Origin of the sequence: Pedobacter sp. B4-66 (assembly GCF_018492665.1) — a bacterium.
Lineage (GTDB): Bacteria > Bacteroidota > Bacteroidia > Sphingobacteriales > Sphingobacteriaceae > Pedobacter.
In genome coordinates this window covers 1-23,125 of record NZ_JAFVME010000010.1, presented here as the reverse complement: position 1 = coordinate 23,125, position 23,125 = coordinate 1, and the positions used below count along the sequence as shown (strand labels likewise).

General features: G+C 37.3%; 19 protein-coding genes. 6 read left to right on the top strand and 13 right to left on the bottom strand.

Annotated elements, in window-relative coordinates; genetic code table 11:
* The first annotated feature begins 43 nt into the window (after nucleotides 1–43).
* Nucleotides 44–964, top strand: a complete 921-nt coding sequence (locus J1905_RS16850) for a TIM barrel protein (RefSeq protein ID WP_214228460.1) — start codon at nucleotides 44–46, stop codon at nucleotides 962–964.
* A 43-nt stretch (nucleotides 965–1,007) separates the two neighbouring features.
* On the opposite strand, the gene ettA is transcribed toward J1905_RS16850, so the two are convergent.
* The gene (ettA, locus tag J1905_RS16845; RefSeq protein ID WP_173090860.1) at nucleotides 1,008–2,687 is read right to left on the bottom strand and encodes an energy-dependent translational throttle protein EttA; all 1,680 of its coding nucleotides are present in this window, start codon (nucleotides 2,685–2,687) and stop codon (nucleotides 1,008–1,010) included.
* Between the two features lie 187 nt (nucleotides 2,688–2,874).
* Between ettA and J1905_RS16840 the strand changes: the two genes are divergently transcribed.
* The 5 genes from J1905_RS16840 to J1905_RS16820 all read left to right on the top strand — a co-directional run bounded on the left by J1905_RS16840 (nucleotide 2,875) and on the right by J1905_RS16820 (nucleotide 9,971).
* Complete coding sequence (locus tag J1905_RS16840; protein ID WP_214228459.1) at nucleotides 2,875–5,415, top strand: ATP-dependent Clp protease ATP-binding subunit; 2,541 nt, start codon at nucleotides 2,875–2,877, stop codon at nucleotides 5,413–5,415.
* Between the two features lie 210 nt (nucleotides 5,416–5,625).
* Nucleotides 5,626–6,594 carry a formylglycine-generating enzyme family protein gene (locus J1905_RS16835; protein ID WP_214228458.1) on the top strand — a complete coding sequence of 323 codons (969 nt, stop codon included), beginning with the start codon at nucleotides 5,626–5,628 and terminating at the stop codon, nucleotides 6,592–6,594.
* Nucleotides 6,595–6,642: 48 nt separating this feature from the next.
* Nucleotides 6,643–7,968, top strand: coding sequence for a Gfo/Idh/MocA family protein (locus tag J1905_RS16830; RefSeq protein WP_214228457.1), 1,326 nt, complete (start codon nucleotides 6,643–6,645; stop codon nucleotides 7,966–7,968).
* 14 nt (nucleotides 7,969–7,982) lie between these two features.
* Nucleotides 7,983–8,993, top strand: a complete 1,011-nt coding sequence (locus J1905_RS16825) for an FAD:protein FMN transferase (protein ID WP_214228456.1) — start codon at nucleotides 7,983–7,985, stop codon at nucleotides 8,991–8,993.
* A gap of 39 nt (nucleotides 8,994–9,032) precedes the next feature.
* Entirely contained in the window at nucleotides 9,033–9,971 is a 939-nt protein-coding gene (locus J1905_RS16820; protein WP_214228455.1) for a hydroxypyruvate isomerase family protein, read from the top strand.
* A gap of 2 nt (nucleotides 9,972–9,973) precedes the next feature.
* On the opposite strand, the gene J1905_RS16815 is transcribed toward J1905_RS16820, so the two are convergent.
* The 12 genes from J1905_RS16815 to J1905_RS16760 form a co-directional block, all read right to left on the bottom strand.
* A complete protein-coding gene (locus tag J1905_RS16815; RefSeq protein WP_214228454.1) occupies nucleotides 9,974–11,047 on the bottom strand; it encodes a PA0069 family radical SAM protein in 1,074 nt (357 codons plus the stop codon).
* A 41-nt stretch (nucleotides 11,048–11,088) separates the two neighbouring features.
* Nucleotides 11,089–12,321 (bottom strand): carboxypeptidase-like regulatory domain-containing protein, encoded by a 1,233-nt coding sequence (locus J1905_RS16810; RefSeq protein WP_214228453.1) that lies wholly within the window; start codon nucleotides 12,319–12,321, stop codon nucleotides 11,089–11,091.
* Between the two features lie 9 nt (nucleotides 12,322–12,330).
* Nucleotides 12,331–13,560 (bottom strand): carboxypeptidase-like regulatory domain-containing protein, encoded by a 1,230-nt coding sequence (locus J1905_RS16805; RefSeq protein WP_214228452.1) that lies wholly within the window; start codon nucleotides 13,558–13,560, stop codon nucleotides 12,331–12,333.
* Nucleotides 13,561–13,578: 18 nt separating this feature from the next.
* Nucleotides 13,579–14,394 carry an enoyl-ACP reductase FabI gene (locus J1905_RS16800; RefSeq protein ID WP_214228451.1) on the bottom strand — a complete coding sequence of 272 codons (816 nt, stop codon included), beginning with the start codon at nucleotides 14,392–14,394 and terminating at the stop codon, nucleotides 13,579–13,581.
* Between the two features lie 76 nt (nucleotides 14,395–14,470).
* Nucleotides 14,471–16,129 (bottom strand): DNA repair protein RecN, encoded by a 1,659-nt coding sequence (gene recN, locus J1905_RS16795; protein WP_214228450.1) that lies wholly within the window; start codon nucleotides 16,127–16,129, stop codon nucleotides 14,471–14,473.
* A gap of 147 nt (nucleotides 16,130–16,276) precedes the next feature.
* Entirely contained in the window at nucleotides 16,277–18,052 is a 1,776-nt protein-coding gene (locus J1905_RS16790) for a M56 family metallopeptidase (protein ID WP_214228449.1), read from the bottom strand.
* 27 nt (nucleotides 18,053–18,079) lie between these two features.
* Nucleotides 18,080–18,460, bottom strand: coding sequence for a BlaI/MecI/CopY family transcriptional regulator (locus J1905_RS16785; RefSeq protein ID WP_214228448.1), 381 nt, complete (start codon nucleotides 18,458–18,460; stop codon nucleotides 18,080–18,082).
* 75 nt (nucleotides 18,461–18,535) lie between these two features.
* Nucleotides 18,536–19,480, bottom strand: coding sequence for a type IX secretion system protein PorD (gene porD, locus J1905_RS16780; RefSeq protein ID WP_214228447.1), 945 nt, complete (start codon nucleotides 19,478–19,480; stop codon nucleotides 18,536–18,538).
* 2 nt (nucleotides 19,481–19,482) lie between these two features.
* The gene (gene coaBC / locus J1905_RS16775) at nucleotides 19,483–20,676 is read right to left on the bottom strand and encodes a bifunctional phosphopantothenoylcysteine decarboxylase/phosphopantothenate--cysteine ligase CoaBC (RefSeq protein ID WP_214228446.1); all 1,194 of its coding nucleotides are present in this window, start codon (nucleotides 20,674–20,676) and stop codon (nucleotides 19,483–19,485) included.
* Between the two features lie 21 nt (nucleotides 20,677–20,697).
* Nucleotides 20,698–21,024: a DNA-directed RNA polymerase subunit omega gene (locus tag J1905_RS16770; RefSeq protein WP_173090845.1), complete on the bottom strand. Its 327-nt coding sequence runs from the start codon at nucleotides 21,022–21,024 to the stop codon at nucleotides 20,698–20,700.
* The gene (locus J1905_RS16765; RefSeq protein WP_214228445.1) at nucleotides 21,024–21,962 is read right to left on the bottom strand and encodes an outer membrane protein assembly factor BamD; all 939 of its coding nucleotides are present in this window, start codon (nucleotides 21,960–21,962) and stop codon (nucleotides 21,024–21,026) included. The genes J1905_RS16770 and J1905_RS16765 overlap by 1 nt, the downstream gene beginning before the upstream one ends.
* An 87-nt stretch (nucleotides 21,963–22,049) precedes the next feature.
* Nucleotides 22,050–22,424 (bottom strand): DUF5655 domain-containing protein, encoded by a 375-nt coding sequence (locus J1905_RS16760; protein WP_214228444.1) that lies wholly within the window; start codon nucleotides 22,422–22,424, stop codon nucleotides 22,050–22,052.
* Between the last annotated feature and the right edge of the window lie 701 nt (nucleotides 22,425–23,125).

The following is a 23,125-nucleotide window of genomic DNA, read 5'->3' as shown; positions in this document are numbered from 1 at the left end:
TTTAGAAGCATTGAACCTAATATTTACCCCTCATAAAAAACATATGAACACTAAAGACCGTAGAAGTTTTCTTAAAGATTTAGGAATGTTGTCTGCCGCTGCCGGACTCTCATCTCTAATTCCGTTTGACGCGTTGGCAATTCCTAAAAAGGAGTTTTTTAGTATATCTCTGGCACAATGGTCCTTGCATAAATCATTGTTTGGAGGTAAGCTAACAAACCTTGAGTTTCCTGTAAAAGCCAAAAGAGATTTTGGTATTGATATAGTTGAATACGTAAGTCCGTTTTTTAATAAAAAAGAGACTGATCCTGCTTATCTTAAGGAGTTAAAAAGTATAACTCAAGGCGAGGGGATTCAAAACCACCTGATCATGATTGATGGGGAGGGCGAACTAGGTAACCTGGATGAGAAAGCGCGCTTAAAAGCTGTTGAAAATCATTATAAATGGGTTGATGCGGCCAAAACATTGGGCTGTAAAACGATCCGTGTAAATGCTGCCGGTAATGGGTCTGAGCAGGATGTGAAAACTGCAGTTGTTGATGGTTTAGGTAAGCTAACTGAATATGGTAAACAACATAAAATCAACATTATTGTAGAAAATCATGGTGGCTATTCTTCTGATGGAAAATGGTTGTCGGATGTAATGAAACAGGTTAACAGCCCTTTTTGTGGTACGTTACCTGATTTTGGTAACTTTAAAGTAAGTGCGGATAGGGTGTATGATATGTATCAGGGAGTAACAGATCTGGTTCCGTTTGCAAAAGGAATTAGTGCTAAAACTTTCAATTTCAATGATAAAGGTGATGAAAAGGATATTGACTATGATCGTATGTTCAAAATTATAAGTGCTGCAAAATGGACAGGCATTGTGGGGATTGAATATGAAGGTGATGGCTTGTCGGAAGATGCAGGAATCAAAAAAACAAAAGAGCTGTTGTTAAGAATACAAAAGCAATATAAGTAAACAAAACAGGCCGGTATTACCGGCCTGTTTTGTTTACTGAGTATTATACTAATTTTTTATACTTGATGCGATGAGGTGTTACATCGCCAAGACGTTTTTTACGGTTTTCTTCGTAATCGCTGTAATTACCTTCAAAGAAGTAAACTTGCGAGTTTCCTTCGAAAGCCAAAATGTGAGTACAGATACGGTCTAAGAACCAACGATCGTGACTAATTACAACAGCACAGCCGCCAAAGTTTTCTAAGGCTTCCTCTAGTGCACGTAAAGTATTTACGTCGATATCATTGGTTGGCTCATCCAGTAGCAATACGTTGGCGCCTTTCTTTAAAGTAATGGCCAGGTGTACACGGTTACGTTCCCCACCAGATAAAATACCAACTTTTTTCTGCTGATCGCCACCATTAAAGTTAAACTTAGAAACATATGCACGGCCATTTACCGCTTTGTTACCCAATTGAATATTGTCTAAACCATCAGTAATATTTTCATAAACCGTTTTGGTTGGATCAAGGTCATTGTGCATTTGATCAACATAACCAAGAGAAACCGTATCACCAACACGGAATGTTCCTGTGTCAGGAGTTTCTTGCTGCGTAATTAAGCGGAATAATGTGGTTTTACCTGCTCCATTGGGGCCAATAATACCTACTATACCTGCTGGAGGTAAAGAGAAGCTTAAGTTTTCGAATAACAATTTGTCGCCATAAGCTTTGGTAACATTGTTTGCTTCGATGACTACATTTCCCAACCTTGGACCTGCCGGGATAAATAATTCCAACTTGTCTTCTCGCTCTCTTGAATCCTCGGATGCCAGCTTGTCATAGTTTGATAGACGCGCTTTAGATTTAGCATGACGCGCTTTTGGTGCCATACGTACCCATTCAAGCTCTCTTTCAAGTGTTTTCTGACGTTTGCTTTCAGTTTTTTCTTCCTGAGCCAAACGCTTAGCTTTCTGATCTAACCATGATGAGTAATTACCTTTCCATGGAATACCTTCGCCTCTGTCTAGTTCAAGAATCCAGCCTGCAACATTATCAAGGAAATACCTATCGTGAGTAACTGCAATTACAGTACCCTTATATTCTTTTAAGAACTGCTCTAACCAGTCAATACTCTCGGCATCAAGGTGGTTGGTAGGCTCATCAAGTAATAAAACATCCGGCTCCTGAAGTAGTAAACGGCACATGGCCACACGTCTTCTCTCACCACCTGATAATACTGATATTTTTGCATCAGGGTCTGGACAACGAAGGGCGTCCATTGCACGCTCTAGCTTGTTATCTAGCTCCCAGGCATTAACAGCATCGATTTTATCCTGAAGTTCACCTTGTTTAGTCATCAGTTTATCCATGGCATCAGCATCTTCATAGATCTCTGGCAGGCCAAACTGTTCATTAATAGATTCGTATTCTTTAAGGATAGCGGTAATTTCAGCTACACCTTCTTCAACAACTTCTCTAACTGTTTTATTTTCATCTAGTTCAGGCTCCTGTGCCAGATAACCTACAGTGTAGCCTGGAGAGAAAACAACCTCACCTTGAAAGGCTTTGTCGATACCGGCAATGATTTTTAAAACCGATGATTTCCCTGATCCATTTAAACCAATAACGCCGATTTTGGCACCATAGAAGAAGGAAAGGTATATGTTTTTTAAAACTTGCTTCTGGGGAGGGTAAATCTTATTTACCCCCGCCATTGAAAATATTATTTTTTCTTCTGACATAATTGCTTCTTAACTTGCAAATATCAGTAAATTAGTCAAAGATTAGTAAGATTTATGAAATAACGGCAGTCGTAACATCTAATTAATAGTCAATGGCGTAATTGTTGATAAAATAAAAAAATCAGGGATGCTTTTTATTAAGACAATTTTTATAGTTTAGAGCATTCCGGATTTTAGAAAGGTATATATGGAAGCTAAATTTTCTCCACAAGTAAAAGACGTGATTTCTTTTAGCAGGGAAGAAGCCCTGAGATTAGGTCACGATTACATAGGCGCAGAACATCTTTTGTTAGGCCTTATTCGCGAAGGCGATGGTATGGCCATTAAGATATTGAAATCATTAGGAGTTGATACTTCAAAACTTCGCCGTTCAATAGAGGATTCTGTAAGAGGTACCTCGAGTGTAACAGTAAATCTGGGTAATATTCCTTTAACCAAGCAGGCTGAAAAGGTTTTAAAGATAACATATCTTGAAGCTAAAATCTTTAAAAGCGATTTGATAGGAACAGAGCATTTATTGTTGTCCATCCTTCGTGATGATGATAATATTGCGTCTCAGATTTTATTACAATACAACGTAAATTACGAAATCTTTAAGCAGGAGGTTGAAGTGAATAAAAACGGATTCAAAGACGAGACTCAAAATAGTGCATCGACAGGTGGTGATGAAGATTATCGTGAAGAAGAAAGCTTTAGTAGCCCTAAAAAAGTTTCAGACATAAAATCTAAAACTCCGGTTTTAGATAATTTTGGTAGAGATTTAACGAAAGCAGCTGAGGAAGGTAGACTAGATCCGATTGTTGGTCGTGAAAAAGAAATTGAGCGTGTGTCTCAGATTTTATCTCGTCGTAAAAAGAACAACCCAATTTTAATTGGAGAGCCTGGTGTTGGTAAATCTGCAATAGCTGAAGGTTTGGCTTTAAGGATTGTACAACGCAAAGTTTCAAGAGTTCTTTTTAACAAACGCGTGGTTACTTTAGATCTTGCATCATTAGTTGCAGGTACGAAATACCGTGGTCAGTTTGAAGAGCGTATGAAAGCTGTGATGAATGAGCTTGAAAAATCAACTGATGTAATCCTATTTATTGATGAGATTCATACAATTGTAGGTGCAGGTGGTGCTTCTGGTTCATTAGATGCATCTAACATGTTCAAACCGGCTTTGGCAAGGGGTGAAATTCAATGTATTGGTGCTACAACACTTGATGAATACCGTCAGTATATCGAAAAAGATGGAGCATTGGATCGTCGTTTCCAAAAGGTAATGATTGAGCCTGCTACACCAGATGAAACTATCGAGATATTAAACCGTATCAAAGAAAAATACGAAGATCACCATGGTGTTACTTACACCGATGAAGCAATTCATGCTTGTGTGGCTTTAACATCAAGATACATTACTGATAGGTTTTTACCGGATAAAGCTATTGACGCTTTAGATGAAGCTGGTTCTAGAGTTCACTTAACCAATATTCATGTTCCGGAAAACATCATTGACATTGAAAACAAGATTGAAGAGATCAAACTTGAAAAGAATAAAGTTGTAAAAAGTCAGAAATACGAAGAGGCAGCTAAATTAAGGGATACTGAAAAGAATCTTTTGGAAGAGCTTGAGCGTGCTAAGGCTGAATGGGAAAATGAAACAAAAACTAAACGTTATACTGTTACAGAAGATAACGTAGCTGAGGTTGTTTCAATGATGACTGGTATTCCTTTACAACGTGTCGGACAAACTGATAGCGTTAAGCTATTGAATATGTACGAGACTGTTGGACAGAAAATTATTGGTCAGGATGATGCCATTAAAAAACTTACAAAAGCTATTCAACGTACCAGAGCCGGCTTAAAAGATCCTAAAAAACCAATTGGTTCATTTATTTTCTTAGGCCCAACAGGTGTTGGTAAAACTGAATTGGCTAAAGAGCTTGCTCGTTTTATGTTTGACAGTGATGATTCACTAATTCAAATTGACATGAGTGAGTACATGGAGAAATTTGCGGTATCACGTTTAGTGGGAGCGCCTCCAGGATACGTAGGTTATGAAGAAGGTGGTCAGTTAACTGAAAAAGTTAGACGTAAACCTTATGCAGTAATTCTTTTGGATGAGATTGAAAAAGCTCACCCTGATGTATTCAATATCCTATTGCAGGTGCTTGACGAAGGACAGTTAACTGATAGTTTAGGTCGTAAAGTGGATTTTAGAAATACGATTATCATCATGACTTCTAACATTGGCGCACGCCAGTTAAAAGATTTCGGACAAGGTGTGGGTTTCTCTACTTCAGCTAAAGTTAATCAGGTTGATGCGCACTCAAGAGGCGTTATTGAAAGCGCTTTAAAACGTGCTTTTGCTCCTGAGTTCCTTAACCGTGTTGATGATGTGGTTGTTTTCAACTCATTAGGTAAAGAAGAGATCTTCAAAATCATTGATATAGAATTGAAATCATTATTTGGTCGTGTTCATAACTTAGGGTATGAAGTTAAATTGACTGAGAGAGCGAAAGATTTTATAGCTGAGAAAGGTTTTGATTCGGCCTTTGGTGCAAGACCATTGAAACGTGCAATACAAAAATACCTTGAAGATCCGATTGCTGAAGAAATTCTTAAAGGTGAGATTCATGACGGAGATATTTTAGAAATTGATTACGACAAAGAAGGAGACGTAATTGTTGTTGAAAATAGAAGTCCGGGTAAGAAAAAGAAAAAAGAAGAAGGAAGTGTAGAATAAAATACCTCCGGTTAATACGAAACGGCTGTTAGATGATCATCTAACAGCCGTTTTTTTTGTTATGATGGTATTTTTTTGAGGTTGGCTTAGTGTTTAATTTACACATTTTATGAAATTATATGGGCGCAGATTTTGGTTTATCAATTATTGACTCTATTTTAGAGAATCAATAGGTTAGGTTAAAATATTTGTTGTATCAAAATTTTATAAATGAAAGTGAAATTATCATTGTTAGTACCTTTAGCATTCCTTGCAGTTCAAACTACCTTAGCACAGGAGAAGCCCGCATCTTATAAACAACAACTGGAAGGGACGAAGTTGTCTTTCGACATGGTTGCCATTCCCGGCGGTGAATTTATGATGGGAAGTAAAAAAGGCAATGCAGACGAACAGCCGGTTCATAAAGTAAAGGTTGCTCCTTTTTGGATGAGTACTTACGAAGTGATCTGGGATAATTATGAGCCATTTTTATATAAAGATTATGAAGCAGCGCATAGTACTGCTCCAATTCCAAAAAATGTTGATGCAATAACAAGACCTACTAAGCCATATTTGGATATGACTTTTGGAATGGGTAAAGAAGGGCAACCTGCTCTTGCAATGACTCATTACAACGCTATTCAGTATTGTAAATGGCTTTATGCCAGAACTGGAGTTTTTTACAGACTTCCTACTGAAGCAGAATGGGAATACGCTTGTCGTGCAGGATCTGTTACAGAATATTCTTTTGGTAACGACGGCTCTAAACTAGGTGATTATGCTTGGTTTAATGGTAATAGTGATGGTAAAACACATGTTGTTGGTCAGAAAAAACCAAATGCATGGGGATTATACGATATGTATGGAAACGTAGCAGAATGGACTTATGACCAATATATTCCTGATTTCTATGCTTCTGTAAAAGGAGAAAAAGCAAATGATCCTGTTGCTGTTCCGGAGAAATTATATCCAAATGCAGTAAGAGGTGGCGCATATAATGATGAAGCGAAAGATGCACGTTCAGCATCTAGATTAGCATCAGACCCAAGCTGGAAACAGTTGGACCCTCAGATTCCGAAAAGTAATTGGTGGTTCCCTGAAGCTCCTTTTGTTGGGATGAGGCTAGTTAGACCTGTAACGCCACCATCTAAAGAAGAGATAGAAGCTTATTACAGCAAAGCGCCGATTAAAGATTATTAAACACAGTCAATCACACATACTAAGAACCATATATAAACCTAAATTACAATGAACAATGAAGAACTGCGCGACAAACGCCGCGAATTTTTAAAAACTTCGGCTCTTGTTGCCGGAGGTGTTATGTTGAATGGAGTTGCTTTTGCTAACGGCGGAGCACATTCATCTGTTGATGACACCATCAAAATTGCATTGATTGGTTGCGGCGGTCGTGGTACCGGTGCCGCTTTTCAGGCATTGAGTACTAAGCAAAACCTTAAACTTGTTGCTATGGCTGATGCTTTTAGCGATAGAGTAGAAGGTGCTTACAAAGAGATTTCTGATAAATTTGGTGCTAAAGTTGATGTTCCTAAAGAACGTAGATTTGTAGGCTTTGATGCTTACAAAAAAGCAATTGCATTAGCTGATGTTGTTATTTTAGCAACTCCTCCAGGTTTCAGACCGAGTCATTTTGAAGAGGCTGTTAACCAGAGCAAACATGTATTTATGGAAAAACCAGTGGCTGTTGACTCACCGGGTATCCGTAAAGTTTTAGCTGCTGCTGAAATTGCAAAAACTAAAAAATTAAATGTAGTTGTTGGTTTGCAACGTAGATATCAAAATAACTATAGAGATGTTATTAAACGCATTCAGGATGGAGCTATAGGCGATATCACTGGAGGTCAGGTATATTGGAACAGTGGTGGCGTTTGGGTAAAACCACGTGAGGCGAGCCAAACTGAAATGGAATACCAAATGCGTAACTGGTACTATTTTAACTGGTTATGTGGTGATCATATAGTTGAACAACACGTACATAATATTGATATTGCAAACTGGGTTAAAAATGCTTACCCTGTTTCAGTTCAAGGTACAGGTAGTCGCGCATGGAGAACCGGAAAAGACTACGGTGAGATTTATGACAATCACTCTGTTGAATTAACTTATGCAGATGGATCTGTAATTAATAGCCAGTGCCGTCACTTTGAAGGTATTGATAATCGTGTTGATGAAAGTTTCCACGGATCTAAAGGTCGTGTTTTCTTATCGGCTGGTAATGAGGGAAGATTATACGACTCAAAAAATAAATTGATCTATAACTATAGTTCAAAAGTAAATCCTAATCCGTACCAAACTGAGCATGATGAGCTTTTTGCGGCAATTGCTAAAGGAGAGTACAAATTCTGGGATGCAGAACGTGGTGCTAAAAGCTGTATGACAGCAATTATTGGCCGTTATGCAACTTATTCTGGAAAGACCATTAAATGGGATGATGCTTTAAAAGCAGACAACAGTTTATTCCCTGATGAGTTGAGCTGGACTGCAAAACCAAAGCTATTACCTGATGCTAATGGATTGTATCCAATTCCTACACCAGGACAAACTAAGGTGATCTAAACGTTACTAACGTAATGTTTTCTATAAATAAAGCTTTTATTTTATTGCTGCTGTCGCAAATTTTTCTTCTGTTTAAGAAGGAAGATCTGCGACAGTATGCTATTCATGGATATGCTCAGGGTACTGACTATTCTATCAAATATTTTGCGAGAGATAGCATTGTAACCAAAGGGAATGTTGATAGTATTCTGATGGTTATAGACTCGTCTATGTCGCTGTATAAATCATATTCCTTAATCAATAAATTTAATGCTTCTAAGGAAGGTTTTGTTGTAGATCCTCATTTTGCTAAAGTAATGGCAAAATCTTTTGAGGTATATAAAGCTACAAAGGGCAAGTTTGATGTAACAGTAGAACCATTGGTACAAGCATGGGGCTTTGGGGCAAAACCAATAGACAAGTTTCCTGATAGTGCTAAGATTAAGGAATTGCTTAAGTGCGTTGGGATGCAGAACCTGAGCCTAAAGGGTAATTTTCTTAAAAAGAAGAAGTCATGTGTAAACGTAGATCTTAATGGAATTGCCCAGGGGTACAGCGTCGATGTAGTTGCCGACTATTTAATAAAGAAAGGAATTACGTCTTTTGTAGTAGAAATAGGCGGCGAGTTAAGAATGAAAGGGCCAAAACCTGATGGTACCGCAATGCATATAGGTATTGAAGGGCCAGCCGATTCTCCAAATGCTGAACCTGTAGTGCGACATGTAATAGCTATTAATGAAGGGGCAATAACCACTGCAGGCAATTACCGGAAGTTTTTACAGAAGGGCGCTAAAAAGGTAGCCCATCTGATAGATCCTAAAACAGGTTATCCTTTAGATAATGCATTGATTAGTGTAACTATTTATGCTAAGGATGCTATTACTGCCGATGGATATGATAGTCCTGTAATGGCCATGAATGTTAATGAAGCGCTTGAGTTTATATCAGCTAAAAAAAACATGGAAGCTTATATTATTTATCGCCGTAAGGATGGGAGCGTAGCCGATACACTTACTGCCGGGTTTAAAAAGATGATAATAGAGTAATCCATCATTAAAATAAGTACCTAACCAAATACCAAAAATATGAACAGAATAGAATTTTTAAGAAACAGCTTTGTAGCCACTGGTGCGCTTGTAGCTGGATCTTCATTAAATGGAATTGCTGCAGATAAAGCTTCTGTAGGGCAAGGCTCAGCTTTGGCTGGTAAAACTTTTAATCTTGATTATGCACCTCATGAGGGAATGTTTAAGAACAGTGCTGGTAACAGTTTTCTGGATCAGATTAAATTTATGCATGATCAGGGCTTTCGTTCTATTGAGGACAATGGCTTTTTAGGAAGATCTGTTGATGAACAAACGAAGATTGGAGATTTGCTTGCCAAATTGGGCATGAGAATGGGCGTTTTTGTTGTTGATGGCGGTGACAACTGGAAAACATCTTTAACAACAGGTAAAAAAGAGTTCAAAGATAAGTTTGTAGAAACCTGTAAAAAATCTGTAGAGGCGGCTAAAAGATGTAATGCAAAATGGCTTACAGTAGTTCCTGGATTTTATGAGCGTCACCTACCTTATGGAAATCAATTCGCTAATGTTGTTGATGCCATGAGAGCGGGAGCTGAGGTTTTTGAACCACATGGTTTAATCATGGTGCTTGAAACTTTAAGTGATACTCCTGAGTTGTTTTTACAACAAACTCATGAAACTTATGCGGTTTGTAAAGCGGTAAAGAGTCCGTCTTGCAAAATCCTTTATGATATTTATCATATGCAAAAAACAGAAGGCCAGCTGATTGTTAACATTGATAGATGCTGGGATGAGATTGCATACGTTCAAATTGGTGATAACCCAGGTAGAAATGAGCCTACAACTGGAGAAATTAACTATAAGAACTTATTTAAGCATCTTCATGAAAAAGGATACAAAGGTGTTATGGGTATGGAACATGGCAATTCTAAATCCGGTAAAGAAGGTGAACTTCGTGTAATACAAGCATACAGAGAAGAGGATAATTTCCTTTCTTAATTTTAAAATAGATCGAGTTGAGCTTGGGGAATTTTAAAAAGACCTGAGTTCAACTCCATTTTTTTCTCGTTAAGATGGTTTAAGCGGCAGTGAAGTTTAAAGCTATCTCTTATTAATTTGGCAATATTGCCGTCGCCCCTCATTCTATCTCCAAATCTACTATCGTTTACATTACCTCCATGGCAGGACTGAATCATGTGCCATACTTTTTCGAAACGGTCCGGATAGTTTTTACGTAGCCAATCTTCAAATATACCTCCTATTGCTCCGTTAAGTCGTACAACTGTATACCCTGCTGATATTGCGCCGCACCCTGCAATTGTTTTAAGGATAGTCGGTATTTCGTGATCACTTAATCCTGGGACAAGGGGAGCAACCATAACTCCCATGGGTATTCCCGCTTTACTAAGGTCTTCTACTATTTTTAAGCGTTGTTTGGCTGTTGTTGTTCTCGGTTCCATTTTTGAACGGAGCTTTTCATTTAAGCTATTAATAGAAACATAAACGAAAACCAAGTTGAGCTTAGCCATTTCTTGTAAGATGTCTATGTCGCGAAGAATTAAGGCATTTTTGGTGATCATGCCTATGGGTTGCTTATAAGCCAGGGCAATTTCCAGAAGTTGTCGGGTTATTTTGAATTTCCGTTCTGCAGGTTGGTAGCAATCTGTATTGCCGGATAAGGAAATGGTAGAAGCACCCCAGCCTTTGCGTTCAAGAAACTTCTTAAACAGAATGGGCGCATCTGTTTTTACAATTATTTTGCGCTCAAAATCCAGACCTGCACTGAAACCCCAATATTCGTGTGCATTTCTGGCATAGCAGTAGGTACAGCCATGCTCACATCCTTGGTAGGGATTAAGAGAATAAAGCATACCCACATCGGGACTGTCGACCTTATTAACAATAGATTTTGACTTGCCTAAAATGAAAGTGGTTTTATGATCTTCTTCTTCCCATTCATCAATTCCTTCATCATGCTCTTTTACATAATCATTTTTAGCAAAGCGATTATGAGGATTAAATTGAGCCCCTCTACCTTTGTGGTAACTGTCCGGTGTTTCTTTGTCTAATATCATTAGTTAAAATTACTAAAAATATTAGTAATTTTAAAAAGAAGTTATTCACTTTTTTGAGATGGGATGAAATCTAATGGGACCATATCAGCAACCTTTTCGTATCCCCAAAATCCAGAGTACAATAATGATTTTGGATCTTGTACAGCGCCAACTTCATAGAAGTTAGCCGGGCCGTCTATCATCGTCATAACGGATATCTGGTAATTGGGAATGTCAACGGGTCTACCTACAGTATGACCTGATGTAGACGTATATAGTTTAGTTTCCCTTTCTTTTGTAAACATGATATACAAGGCATCATTGTAATTTATCGTTTTTAGGTCCTTGTAAATTGTTTTCACCAAAGTGTCGGTTAATACTTCTGTCCTGTTTAATACTTGAACAGTTTTTGGCTCATTCTTTTTTCTTTGCCAGTAAATAAGAGAATCATTACTTGAATCTGTTAAGAATGCGGTTCTGGATTGAGATGTAAAAAGCTTTATCTTATAGTCTATGAGCTTATCAGCTAATCTGTTTTTATTCTCTACTTCTCTAAGTTTATAAATTATAAAACCTTCTTCTTTTGTTTTATTATTGTAAAGTGATTTAAAAAAGTGCTGAGTAGAACCTGCATATGCGATCTCCCTATTTTTTAGCCACTTTTTCTTTTTAGATTTTGAGCCATCAAGCTCTTCGAAATGTGGAAGCCCTGAGAAGAATATGATGTTTGAATTGAAATCATTCTCAAAGTACTTTAACAGATATTTAATCCGATAGCCTAATGCTTGGTTTTCGACAATTAGAAATTCATCGGCAGTAACCTTTAAAATCCTTCGGGCTTTATCATACTCTGTTATTAAGACTTCCGGGTTTAGAATTTTGCATTTTTCTGCATTAGGTGTTTTTCCAATAAAACGATCCTTAAATAGTTCAATATACTTTTGCCTGTTAGGATCGATGTTAATAACCACCTCTTTGAGCTGGGTAACACTTTCATGTAAGGTAGCTTCAAGGACAACAGACTTATCAGAGATGATCACATTTTTTGAGAAGGGTAAATAACCCATCATTTGAATAAGTACATCGTAGTTGCCCGGCTTCAGATTAGCTAATGTGAATTTCCCACTATTGTCTGAAACTGCTGCAATCTTATAACCACTTAAATAGATGCCTGCTCCCGGTAAGATTTCTCCTTTAACATCTTTAACAGTTCCAGATATGGAGACTGAATTTTGACTACTGGCAAAAAGAGCAATAAGTAATAAGGATATGGTTATGAGAAGCGATTTAGTCATATTATTAGGCTATTTGAGTGGGATGTAATCCATGGGCACCATATCTGCAATTTTTTCGTAAGCCCAGAAACCTTCATATAAAAAGGATCTTGAGTCGTGGATTCCTCCATTTTCATAAAATCTGATTGGCCCACCTATTAAATTGGCCACAGAAATTTCGTGATCGGGCATATCCAGCGGACGAAAAATCCAAAAGCCACTTTTAGAATAAGCTAATGACTCCCTTTCTTTTGTGTATACGATGCATAGTGCATCTGTATAATCCAGATACTTTAAATTTTGATTATAATAATGAACCAAGGTATCAGGAATTACCTCTGCGCGATCCATTTTCTCCAAATATTTTGGCATATCCTGTTGCTTTAACCAAAAGCTAACTTGGGCTGTATCTATTTTAGCGTCAGTTTTAAAGATGCCGGTTCTTGGAGGTATGGTTCTCAGTTTGGCTAATTTATCGTTTATTACTTTGTCGGGGTAGCGGCTTGGATTAGGAACTTTAACCATTTTGTTAATGATGAAGCCTTCTTCTTTGGTCTTGTTTTGAAAAAGTGCCTTAAAGAAATGCTGAGAGGATCCGTAATATGCAATTTCTCGCTTTGCGATGTACTTTTTTCTTCTGGCCGAAGAAGCTTTTAATTCTTCAAAAAATGGGTGTCCGGAATAATAAATTATATGAGTTCGGGAATTGTACTCAAAATTATCGAGCATATATTTTAGTCGATAACCCAAAGCTTTGTTCTCTATAACCAAAAACTCATCTGTTTTTACTGTGAGTAGGCTCTTGGTTGGGTCGTAATCTATATTTAGAACCTGTGGGTTTAGTATTTTACATTGAGCAGCATTCAGGGATTTCCCTATAAAGAACTCTTTAAACTGCTCAATGTATTTGGCACGGTTAGGGTCCGAGCGGATTACAACCTCATTTAATTGTACGGTGTTTTCCTTTAAAGTTAATACCACCTCTACAGACTTATCAGATATAACAACATTTTTAGAATAGGGTAGATAGCCTACCATCTGAACCAGGAGGTCGTAATTTCCTGGCTGAAGATTGTTGATCTTAAAATTTCCGTTATTATCTGCTGCTGTAGCTATTTTATATCCACTTATATAAATGCCCGCACCGGGCAAAGTTTCTTTCTGATCTCTAACAACTCCACTAATTGAATATGAATTTTGTGCGTAAATACTAAAAGAAAAACATATCAGAGAAATGGTTAATAATAATTGACGGATCATGGATATAAAGCTAACTAGTTATTCTTCTAATCCCATTTTTTGCATAACAATGTCGCTTACCCCGGTTGAAGAATATCCTCCATCATGGAAAAGGTTTTGCATTGTTACCATACGAGTTAAATCTGAGAAAAGGGTGATACAGTAATCTGCACATGATTCAGCATCGGCATTTCCTAATGGTGCAATTGCATTTGCATAGTCGTAGAAATCACCAAAACCTTTAATACCTGATCCTGCTGTGGTTTTAGTTGGAGATTGAGAAACGGTATTGATACGTACTTTTTTCTCCAAGCCATAATGATATCCAAAGCTACGGGCAATAGATTCAAGCATTGCTTTAATGTCGGCCATATCAGTATAGAACGGATAGGTGCGTTGAGCCGCCATATAGGTTAGTGCTACAACACTACCACCTTCACTTATTGCATCAAGTTTTTTGGCAACGGCAAGCATTTTATGGAATGAAAAAGCAGACACATCTATCCCTTTCTGATAATAATCGTAGTTTAATTCTGTGTATGGAATTTTCTTGCGGATGTTTACACTCATACCAATAGAATGTAATACGAAGTCTATTTTACCGCCTAGTATTTCTTGCGATTGTGTAAATAGGTTGGTAAGATCATCAACATTGGTAGCATCGGCAGGAACGATTTGAGAACCTGTTTTTTCAGCCAGACCATTAATCTCGCCCATTCTCATTGCAATAGGAGCGTTGGTTAAAACAAATTGAGCACCTTCTTCATGCGCTTTCTCTGCAACTTTCCATGCAATTGAGTTTTGATCTAATGCTCCAGTGATGATACCGCGTTTACCTTTTAGTAAATTATACATATCTTTTATTTTTGATTCTTCTTATGATTTATCGAAAGTAATAAAAATATGAAAGATATGCGGGGGCAGTTATAAATTAACTGATGCCGAGTAACTCCTGCGCATTTTTAAGTGCCGAGGCTCCCGGATCCTTACCACTAAGCATTTCAGCAATGGCCTTTATTCGGTCTTCAGTTTTTAATTTTCTAATACCTGTAGTAGTCCGATCAGTTTCTTCGTTTTTATAAACAAAATAATGCGCTTCACCTTTTGCTGCAATCTGTGGAAGGTGGGTGATACAGATTACCTGCATATTCTGTTCCAAATCTCCAATAACATTACCAACACGAACAGCTGTTTCACCTGAAATTCCGGTGTCTATTTCGTCGAATATTAAGGTAGGTAGCGAAGTGTGTTTAGCCATGATAGATTTAATGGCCAGCATTAGTCTGGAAAGTTCACCTCCAGAAGCAACCTTGCCAACAGGCGCGGGGGCTTGCCCGCTATTGGCAGAGAATAGTAATGTAATACTATCTTTTCCGTCTTTATTTAATTCAGGAAGTATATCTTGTTCAATTTTGATTTTAGCATTGGGCATACCAACCTGGGTAAGAACTTTAGCTACCTGATCTTCTGCACTACTTATAGATTTGCTGCGGTTAGAAGACAGTTCAATGGCTTTCTTCTCCAGATCTTCCTTCATCAAGCCAATCTCTTTTGCAAGGCGCTCAATCTCCTCATCGCCACTCAATATCTCACTTAAGTTTTTAGATAACTGTTCTTCAATAGCCAAAAGCTCTTCAATAGTATTTACCCTGTGTTTTTGCTGAAGACTATAAATACTATCCAAACGTGAATTTATATCCTCAATCCTTGAGGGGTTAAAGATTATTGCTTCTTCAAAAGCGATGGCTTCCTGAGCTATATCCTTAATCTCTATCAACGATGAACGTAAACGCTCATTTAAAGAGGCATAGTCTGCATTAAACTTCTCAATGCTTTGAAGTTGATTGATAGCTTCTTTCAATAAAGGTAGTACTGCGGTTTCCTGCTCACTTAATAGGTTGTAACTAGTTAAGAGGCCTCTTTTAATGTTTTCTGCGTTGCTTAACATTTGCAATTCCGTTTCAAGTTGTTCCTGCTCATCAATTTTTAAAGCAGCGGTTTCAAGCTCATTAAAGAGGAATTGCTCGTAGTCCTGGCGACTGCGTGCATCTGCAGCAGCTTCTTGTAAAACGGTAAGCTGTTGTTGTGCCTTTTTGTAAACTTTATACTGTTCGCGATATTGTGCTAACAGTGGTTGATGATTTGCTAACGTATCTACAACGAGTAACTGAAAACCCGGATCATTTACTTCTAATGTAGCATGCTGGGAATGTATGTCGATGAGTTTTTCACCAACCTGTTTCATTACGGTAAGTGTAACGGGGGTGTCGTTTATAAAAGCCCTCGACTTACCGTCTGTTGATATCTCCCTTCTTAAAATATTCTCCTTGTAAAAATCGAGGTCGTTTTCTTCAAAAATAGATTGCAGTGCAGTATCGTTAAGCAGAAACTGACCTTCGATAATACACTTCTTAGCCTGATTAAAGAAGTATTTGGTTTCAGCACGTTGACCTAATATTAGAGATAGTGCACCAAGCATGATTGACTTACCTGCACCTGTTTCACCAGTGATGATGTTTAGACCTTTATTAAGTTCCAAATCAACACTATCTATTAAAGCATAGTTACGAATAGAAAGTTTTTGTAGCATATTACTCTGCTAAATTATGAAAACTTAACCAATGGTAGTTTATTCTTGCAAACAAAAAAGCAGAAGATTTCTCTTCTGCCCTCAATCTAATTTTATTGTGTGGTTTAATGCTTATTAGGATACAATATCCTTGATATTTAAGTGCAATTAATTCACCTGCATATCTGATTTGATCCCTTTTTTCTTTTTAATGCTATCAACTCCTTTTTCAAATTTGCTTTTTAGCTCTTTGTATTCATCTGAGTTTTTTAGTTCTTTTATTTCTTCCATTTCTTTTTTAAACTCAGGTGAGTTCATTTTTGAATGTAAGTCCTCCATGCTTTTTTTGATATCAGCTTGTTGTTTTTTCCACTCATCAGAGTTGATTTTTTTGCTCATTTCTAAAGCATTCTTTTGAATTTCGGCCTGCTGTTTTTTCCATTCAGGAGAATTAAATTGTTTGCGTATATCCTGAGCAACTTTCATCGCCATTTCAGATGCATTCTTTTGAATTTCAGCTTGTTGTTTTTTCCATTCAGCGGAATTGAAGTGTTTAGCCATTTCAGCTGCATTCTTTTGCACATCTTTTAGTTGTTGTTTAAACTCAGGGGATTTTATAAATGCCATACTTGCATTTGTTATTGAGTCCATATCAAATTTAAAGTCAAACTTGAAATCATTTATAAAGGACTCATTTACTACTTCCTGTTTTAAGCTGTCAGGCATTTCTTTAAGAGAATTGTATTCTACTTTATTCCCCTTAGCGTCAACCGTAACAATTTTAAACTTGTTTTTTTTCTTTGTGGTATCCGTTTTGGCTAAATTTCCATCACAATCTTTAGGATGTACAGCCACTGGCAAGATTTGTATTTTGGATTTTATAGCTATTCCTTCAACTTCAATTTTTTTGCTGATTTTGCGCTCCTTATTTACAATAGGTGCTTTTTTAGCAGGACTAATCCAAGCCAATGATATTATGGTTGCTATTGTTAGTGTTATTGCCAAAATCTGTTGTTTGGCATTCATATAATTCGTTTTCATATCTGTTATTCTTTTAATTCGTTGATACAAATGTTGATTATCCCCTGTTGCCGCCATAGATAGGGCGGGAGTGGTTTTGTTTTTTAATATTTCAAGCTTTAAAAGCGCGTGTGCATAGGTTAACGGATTGCCGGTGAACTTTAGCACAAGATCATCGCAGGCGTGTTCGCGCTCTATATTTATTAGTCGGCCACCTAACCATACAAATGGGTTAAAGAATAATATTGTTTCAATGCCGGTTTTTATAAGATTTAATAGGTAGTCGTTTCTGCGTATGTGCGAAAGCTCATGTATTAATATTGCTTCAACCTGTTTTATATCAAGCTGTGAGGCCAGGGCAACCGGAAACAGTACTACAGGTTTCAAGTAGCCGATAACCAAGGGGACATTCACTCTTGAAGACAAATAGAATTCAATATTCTGACGAAGATTTAGTTTAGCTACCATTGATTCAAAAACAGGAAGCCATGCAGCAGGTACTGGATTACGTTCGGCCCATTTTAAATCAATTAGTTTTTTATAGCCAACACCTAAAAGAAACAGTTGAAATAATAGCCCTATGCTATATATGCTTACCAGATAAGGGAAAAAGTTTTCCGTTATGCTACTCATATTCTGTGGTAAATGGATCAGGTATTCGTTCTGTGCAATGTTGGTTGCTTGATTTGTTGCAATGACAACGCTATTTGTAGGAAGCTTAAATATTGAAAAGAAGGTGATACAGAACCCTAGAAATATAAGGCATAATGCCCCATAAGCAAGGTTGTGCTTAATTCTTGCATTTACTTTAGGAAATGCACTTGTAATGGCTATAAGTACGCCATAAATGATTGCGCCCTGCCATAAGGAGTGGAAGATGCTCCATCCGGTAGCTTTAATCAGGCTGTTTACTATTGCTTCCATATCTTTGAGTTTGGTTCTTAAGGTTGATTATTTGCTTAATTCATCAAGATATTTTTTTATCGAATCAATTTCGTCCTTGCTTGCAGTATGGTTTCCAAGTGCCTGCATTACCAATCTCGCCGCCGATCCGTTAAAAACATTATCGATCATTTTATTTACCAGATGTTGTTCTGTCTTTTGCTGATTTACCAGTGAAGTATAGATGTGAGTTTTAGAAGAGGTATCACGAGCTACTAATCCTTTTTCGTGCATAATCTGCATTAGCTTTAATGTAGTAGTATAACCAGAATCTTTACTTTTCTCTAAGATTTCATGAACGTCTCTTACCGTACAATTACCTTTTTCCCATAGTATCTGTAAGATTTCTAATTCGCTTTCTGTAGGCTTAAGGTTTGTGGATGTAGTCATATTTTGCTTATACGAATTGTTTCGTATTCAAATGTACGAATGTATTCGTATAAACAAAATATATTTAACATTTTTTTACTGATTTTTTTTAAGCCCTTGATTAAGAGGAGCCACCGCTTGATTAAGCGATTCGTATTTATTGATGTTAGCCGGATCAATTTGCACAAGCAGGTTGTAGGCTTTTATACGATCTGTTGGATCTCCGGTAGGGATAGAAAACACATTTACCACCTCGTCGGCCTTAGTAGAAAAGTAAAAGTTAGGGAAAATAGAACCCAACTTTTGTTTGTCCATTTGTTTTAATCCGCTTAGTAAGGTAATCATCTTTTTAACACCTCTGCCTGTATTGTCTTGCAAGCGATCAAGCCCATTGAAATGATAATCATAGATGAAAGCCCTAAGATCTTCAAACGACTTATTTAACAGGTTTTCATTTAGCCAGTAGCGGTTTCGCAATCCATCAAAAGCTTTCCAGCCTTTATTTGGAGATACTTGCGCATTGTTTAGAATAGTAGCTGCCTTTTTATAATACGGAGTGCCACCAAGGCTGCTAAAGCTATCCTTATCTAATCCAATAATGGTGTAGGCATAAAAACTTAGCAGAGAGCTAAGGTTAGAAATGTAGGTCTGATCAGAAAAGTCTAAAGACTGCCCTTCAGCATAATTGAAATCGAAATCTTTGTCGCTTAAGTTAAGTAAAGTACTGTTGTAAGCAGATGCATAAACAGGTCTGCTCGATTGAAGTTGAGCTTCTGCTTTGTAAGCAGAACTACCGTCCCAGTCAGTTATCGTGATTACAAAATTACACTCAATACGTTCCTGAGGTGTATAGGTTTCGTTACTCCACTTATTGTTGTTCAAAAATTCCCTTAATGTGGTTTCAAGTACTTCCAGATTTCTCCTGTCCATATTAGGAACAGTAGGGGCCTGAACTTGAACTCTTGCATTTAGTTCTTGCGCATTAACAAAGGTTTGACAAGTAAAAAGGGAAAATAAAATAAGTAAGTAGCGTTTTATCATGCTTAGATAAGCTTTAAAATTTCACTGCAAATGTCTTTGGCGACCTCAGTTTTAGATTTCATTTCAAAAACTGTTTTCTCAAATGCTTTATTAAAGATAGTTATTTTATTGGTATCTATTTTAAAACCGGCACCTTTATCATTTAAGGAGTTAAGAATAATGAGATCGAGGTTTTTCCTGGTAAGCTTTCCTTTAGCGTGTTCCTCCTCATTTTCAGTCTCTAAAGCAAAACCAACAAGTAGTTGATTTTTGGTTTTTAACTTACCTAAAGTAGCAAGGATATCTTCAGTTTTTTTTAACTCCAGACTAAATTCACTGCTTGTTTTCTTTATTTTTTGACTTGCTGTGGTAACGGGAGTATAATCAGCCACCGCTGCACTCATTACCGTGATTTGCACATCGGAGAAAGCTTTTTCGCAAGCGGCAAGCATTTGTGCAGCACTTACTACATCAATTCTGTTGAGTTGTTGTGTGCTTTTTTCAGCCGTTGGTCCGGTAATTAATGTTACATCAGCTCCTAGGCTAGCAAACCGATCTGCAATGGCAAAGCCCATTTTACCTGACGAATGATTGCCTATAAAGCGTACAGGATCTATAGCCTCGTAAGTAGGGCCGGCTGTTACCAATACCTTTTTTCCTAATAGGGGAAGGTCTTTGCGGATTGTTTCTGATAGAAATGAAACAATCTCTTCAGGCTCAGCCATTCTACCTTCGCCATACAAACCACTAGCTAGTTCTCCTTTGCCTGGGGCAATAAGGAGGTTGCCATAGGATAGAAGCTTTTCTATATTGGTTTGGGTGGTTTCATGTTTCCACATGTCCAGATCCATTGCCGGAGCAACCAATACGGGGCATTTTGCAGAAAGGTAGACTGCGGTAAGTAAATTGTCGCACAGTCCTGTAGCCATTTTGGCTAATGTATTTGCACTAGCAGGGGCAACCAGCATATAGTCGGCCCAAAGGCCTAACTCTACATGATTACTCCAAACTCCGGTTTCTTCTTCGAAGTATTGAGTGTATACAGGATGTTTTGATAAAGTTGCAAGAGTTAGCGGAGTAATGAAATTTGCCGCGTCTGCAGTAAGAATTACTTTGACGTTTGCGCCAGCTTTTACAAGTAATCTTACCAGTGTTGCTGATTTGTATGCCGCAATGCTGCCGCAAACGCCTAGAATGATGTTTTTATCTTTTAGCATGGTTAATACCTATGCGTGATATTATTGTTGCTCTTTAGCAGGATTTCTGTGATAAATTTTATCGTTCAGGAATTCGTCAATAGCAATTAATGAAGGTTTTGGTAAACGCTCATAGTGCTTGCTGATTTCAATTTGCTCCCTGTTCTCAAAAATCTCTTCAAGATTATCGTTAGAAGATGCAAACTCAGCTAATTTGCCGTGAAGCTCTTCTTTCATGTTATTAGAAATCTGATTAGCCCTTTTAGAAATAATTACTAAAGACTCATAGATGTTTCCGGTTTTTTGATCCAGATCATTAACATTTCTAGTAACCGTAGTATTTGGTATTGCGGGTTTATTCGTATTCATTATCTGTTGGGGGTTTTAATTGTATTAGTTGCAGTACTATCTCTTTTAGCTTCTTTTGTTACTTGAGATTTATATTTTTCGTAATTAGCAAGGCGTTCAGCTATAAAGCGTTTAGCACTTTCTATTCCGGATTCACTGTCTTTCTTTAAGCCGTTTACTTCCTTTAAGAGTTTACTTTCAGGATGAGCTTCTACAAATTCATTAGCGTAGGTAATAGCTTCATTGTAACGGTCTTCCTGACGATCCTCAATGCTGTTTTTTGCAAAAGCATATTGCGATTTTATCATTAACAAATCCATTTCCTCAGCATATTTAATATCTGGATAATCGATTTGCGCATTTTTTAATGCGATAACAGCCGCTCTGTAGTTAGATGCTTCACCACCATTACCACCTATTTCGTAATACATTTTAGCATTAGCGTAAGCTTTATCTTCAAGTTTTGTACGTAGAATACCAATGTATTTTGCGGCCTCAACAGCACGTTCACTTTTCGGATAAAAGTTGATGAAAAGTTGTAATGCATCAATCGCTTTATAAGTATTTTCCTGATCTAAACTAGGTCTTGGAGAATCCAGATAATAGCAATAAGCGCTCATATATCTACATTCTTCGGCGTATTTACTAGTTGGATAACTATCGGCAAATGATTTAAATTGATATCTTGCAGTGGTGTAATCTCTTAGTTTGTAAAGAGTTAAAGCGTAATAATAGTTCAATTCTTCTGCTTCAGCTCTTCCTCTGTATTTTTGAGACAAGTCTTCAAATAAGATCAATGCCTTAGAATAATTCTTTTTGTTGTATAGCTTCATAGCCTCCTGATACTTTTTAGCTACGTCGTTGCTCAGTCTGATTTTCTCAAACTGACTTTTACAACCTGCAATAGTAAGGGCTATAATGGTGAAACTTAATAGTAATACGTGTTTAATTTTAAACATTCTGCAAAGATAAGTTAATAATACGATACCGTCAATTAAAAATAATAGGACGCTAAGCTATGTAAAGGCATTCATCCTATCAAGTGCTTAACATAATTTAACGTTTCCATTTTTATAAGCCATACTCATATACATTAATACCTCGTCATTTATGTCTTCTTTATAATATATGCGGAGGTGGTGATTGTAATCGTTACTTCCCGGAACAAGCTTAATTTTTTGGAAACACATGTTGTCTTCGTATGGTTGTTTAAGGGGGAAAACAACATCAATGAAGTTTTTGCCAAACTGTATAATGTAGGCAAAATTGATTCTGGAGGAAAAGGCGATCATTGTTTTGGTAGCATGAAATTTTATATCGCCAATTTGTTGGTAGCAGGAAACAAAGTGATTGAAAAGTTCAAGCGCGTGAGGTGATTTCCCCTGGAGGAATGCAGACAACGATTTGTCGTTATGATCCATATTGAGTTATTGCATTATATCAGTATATAAATATAATCCATTTTTATGTTTAGCAGGTTGAGGTTTTAAGTTTTTGTTCTGTGACTATGCTTTTGTTAGTTCCTTTAGAAAACAGGAAGTTGTCGTGGTTCTGTAGAAATTCTGTCCTTTATATATAAGGTGTATATATAACTATATATAGATGTATAAATAAAGGGGTATATATAATAGTCTATATATAATGGTGTAAGTCTGGATTTAAGTATTGGGTGTTCTTTTTTGAGGAGGGTGTCCAAAAGGGCAAGTCGTCCTTATTTGATCGATCATCATGCTGAGAGCCTAACATTGGGAAAAATGAAAAAAAAGCGGCAATGACATCATACTATAGCGCACACGGTCATCTCGACGATAGGGGAGATCTCTTGGTTATGCCAATTTGCTTCGTAGCTTTTTCAAGGTCGGTATCCCGCAATAGACACTGGTAATAAATACGCCTAATAGCTTAAGATAAAAAACGGCCGTATCCATTGGGTACCGGCGGTATACCGGCTTGGTGCCGGCTCGGGAATAATGAGGCTTTTCTGGGGGGATCTCTCAGGCTCACCTCAGGCCAACCTAAGGTAAATCGCGCAGGTATCAGGGTCTAATTTAATTTTCTGCCTAGCTTTTAATGAGTTAGCAGATTTCATGAAATAATAATGAGAAAGGGTTTGGAGGTTGGT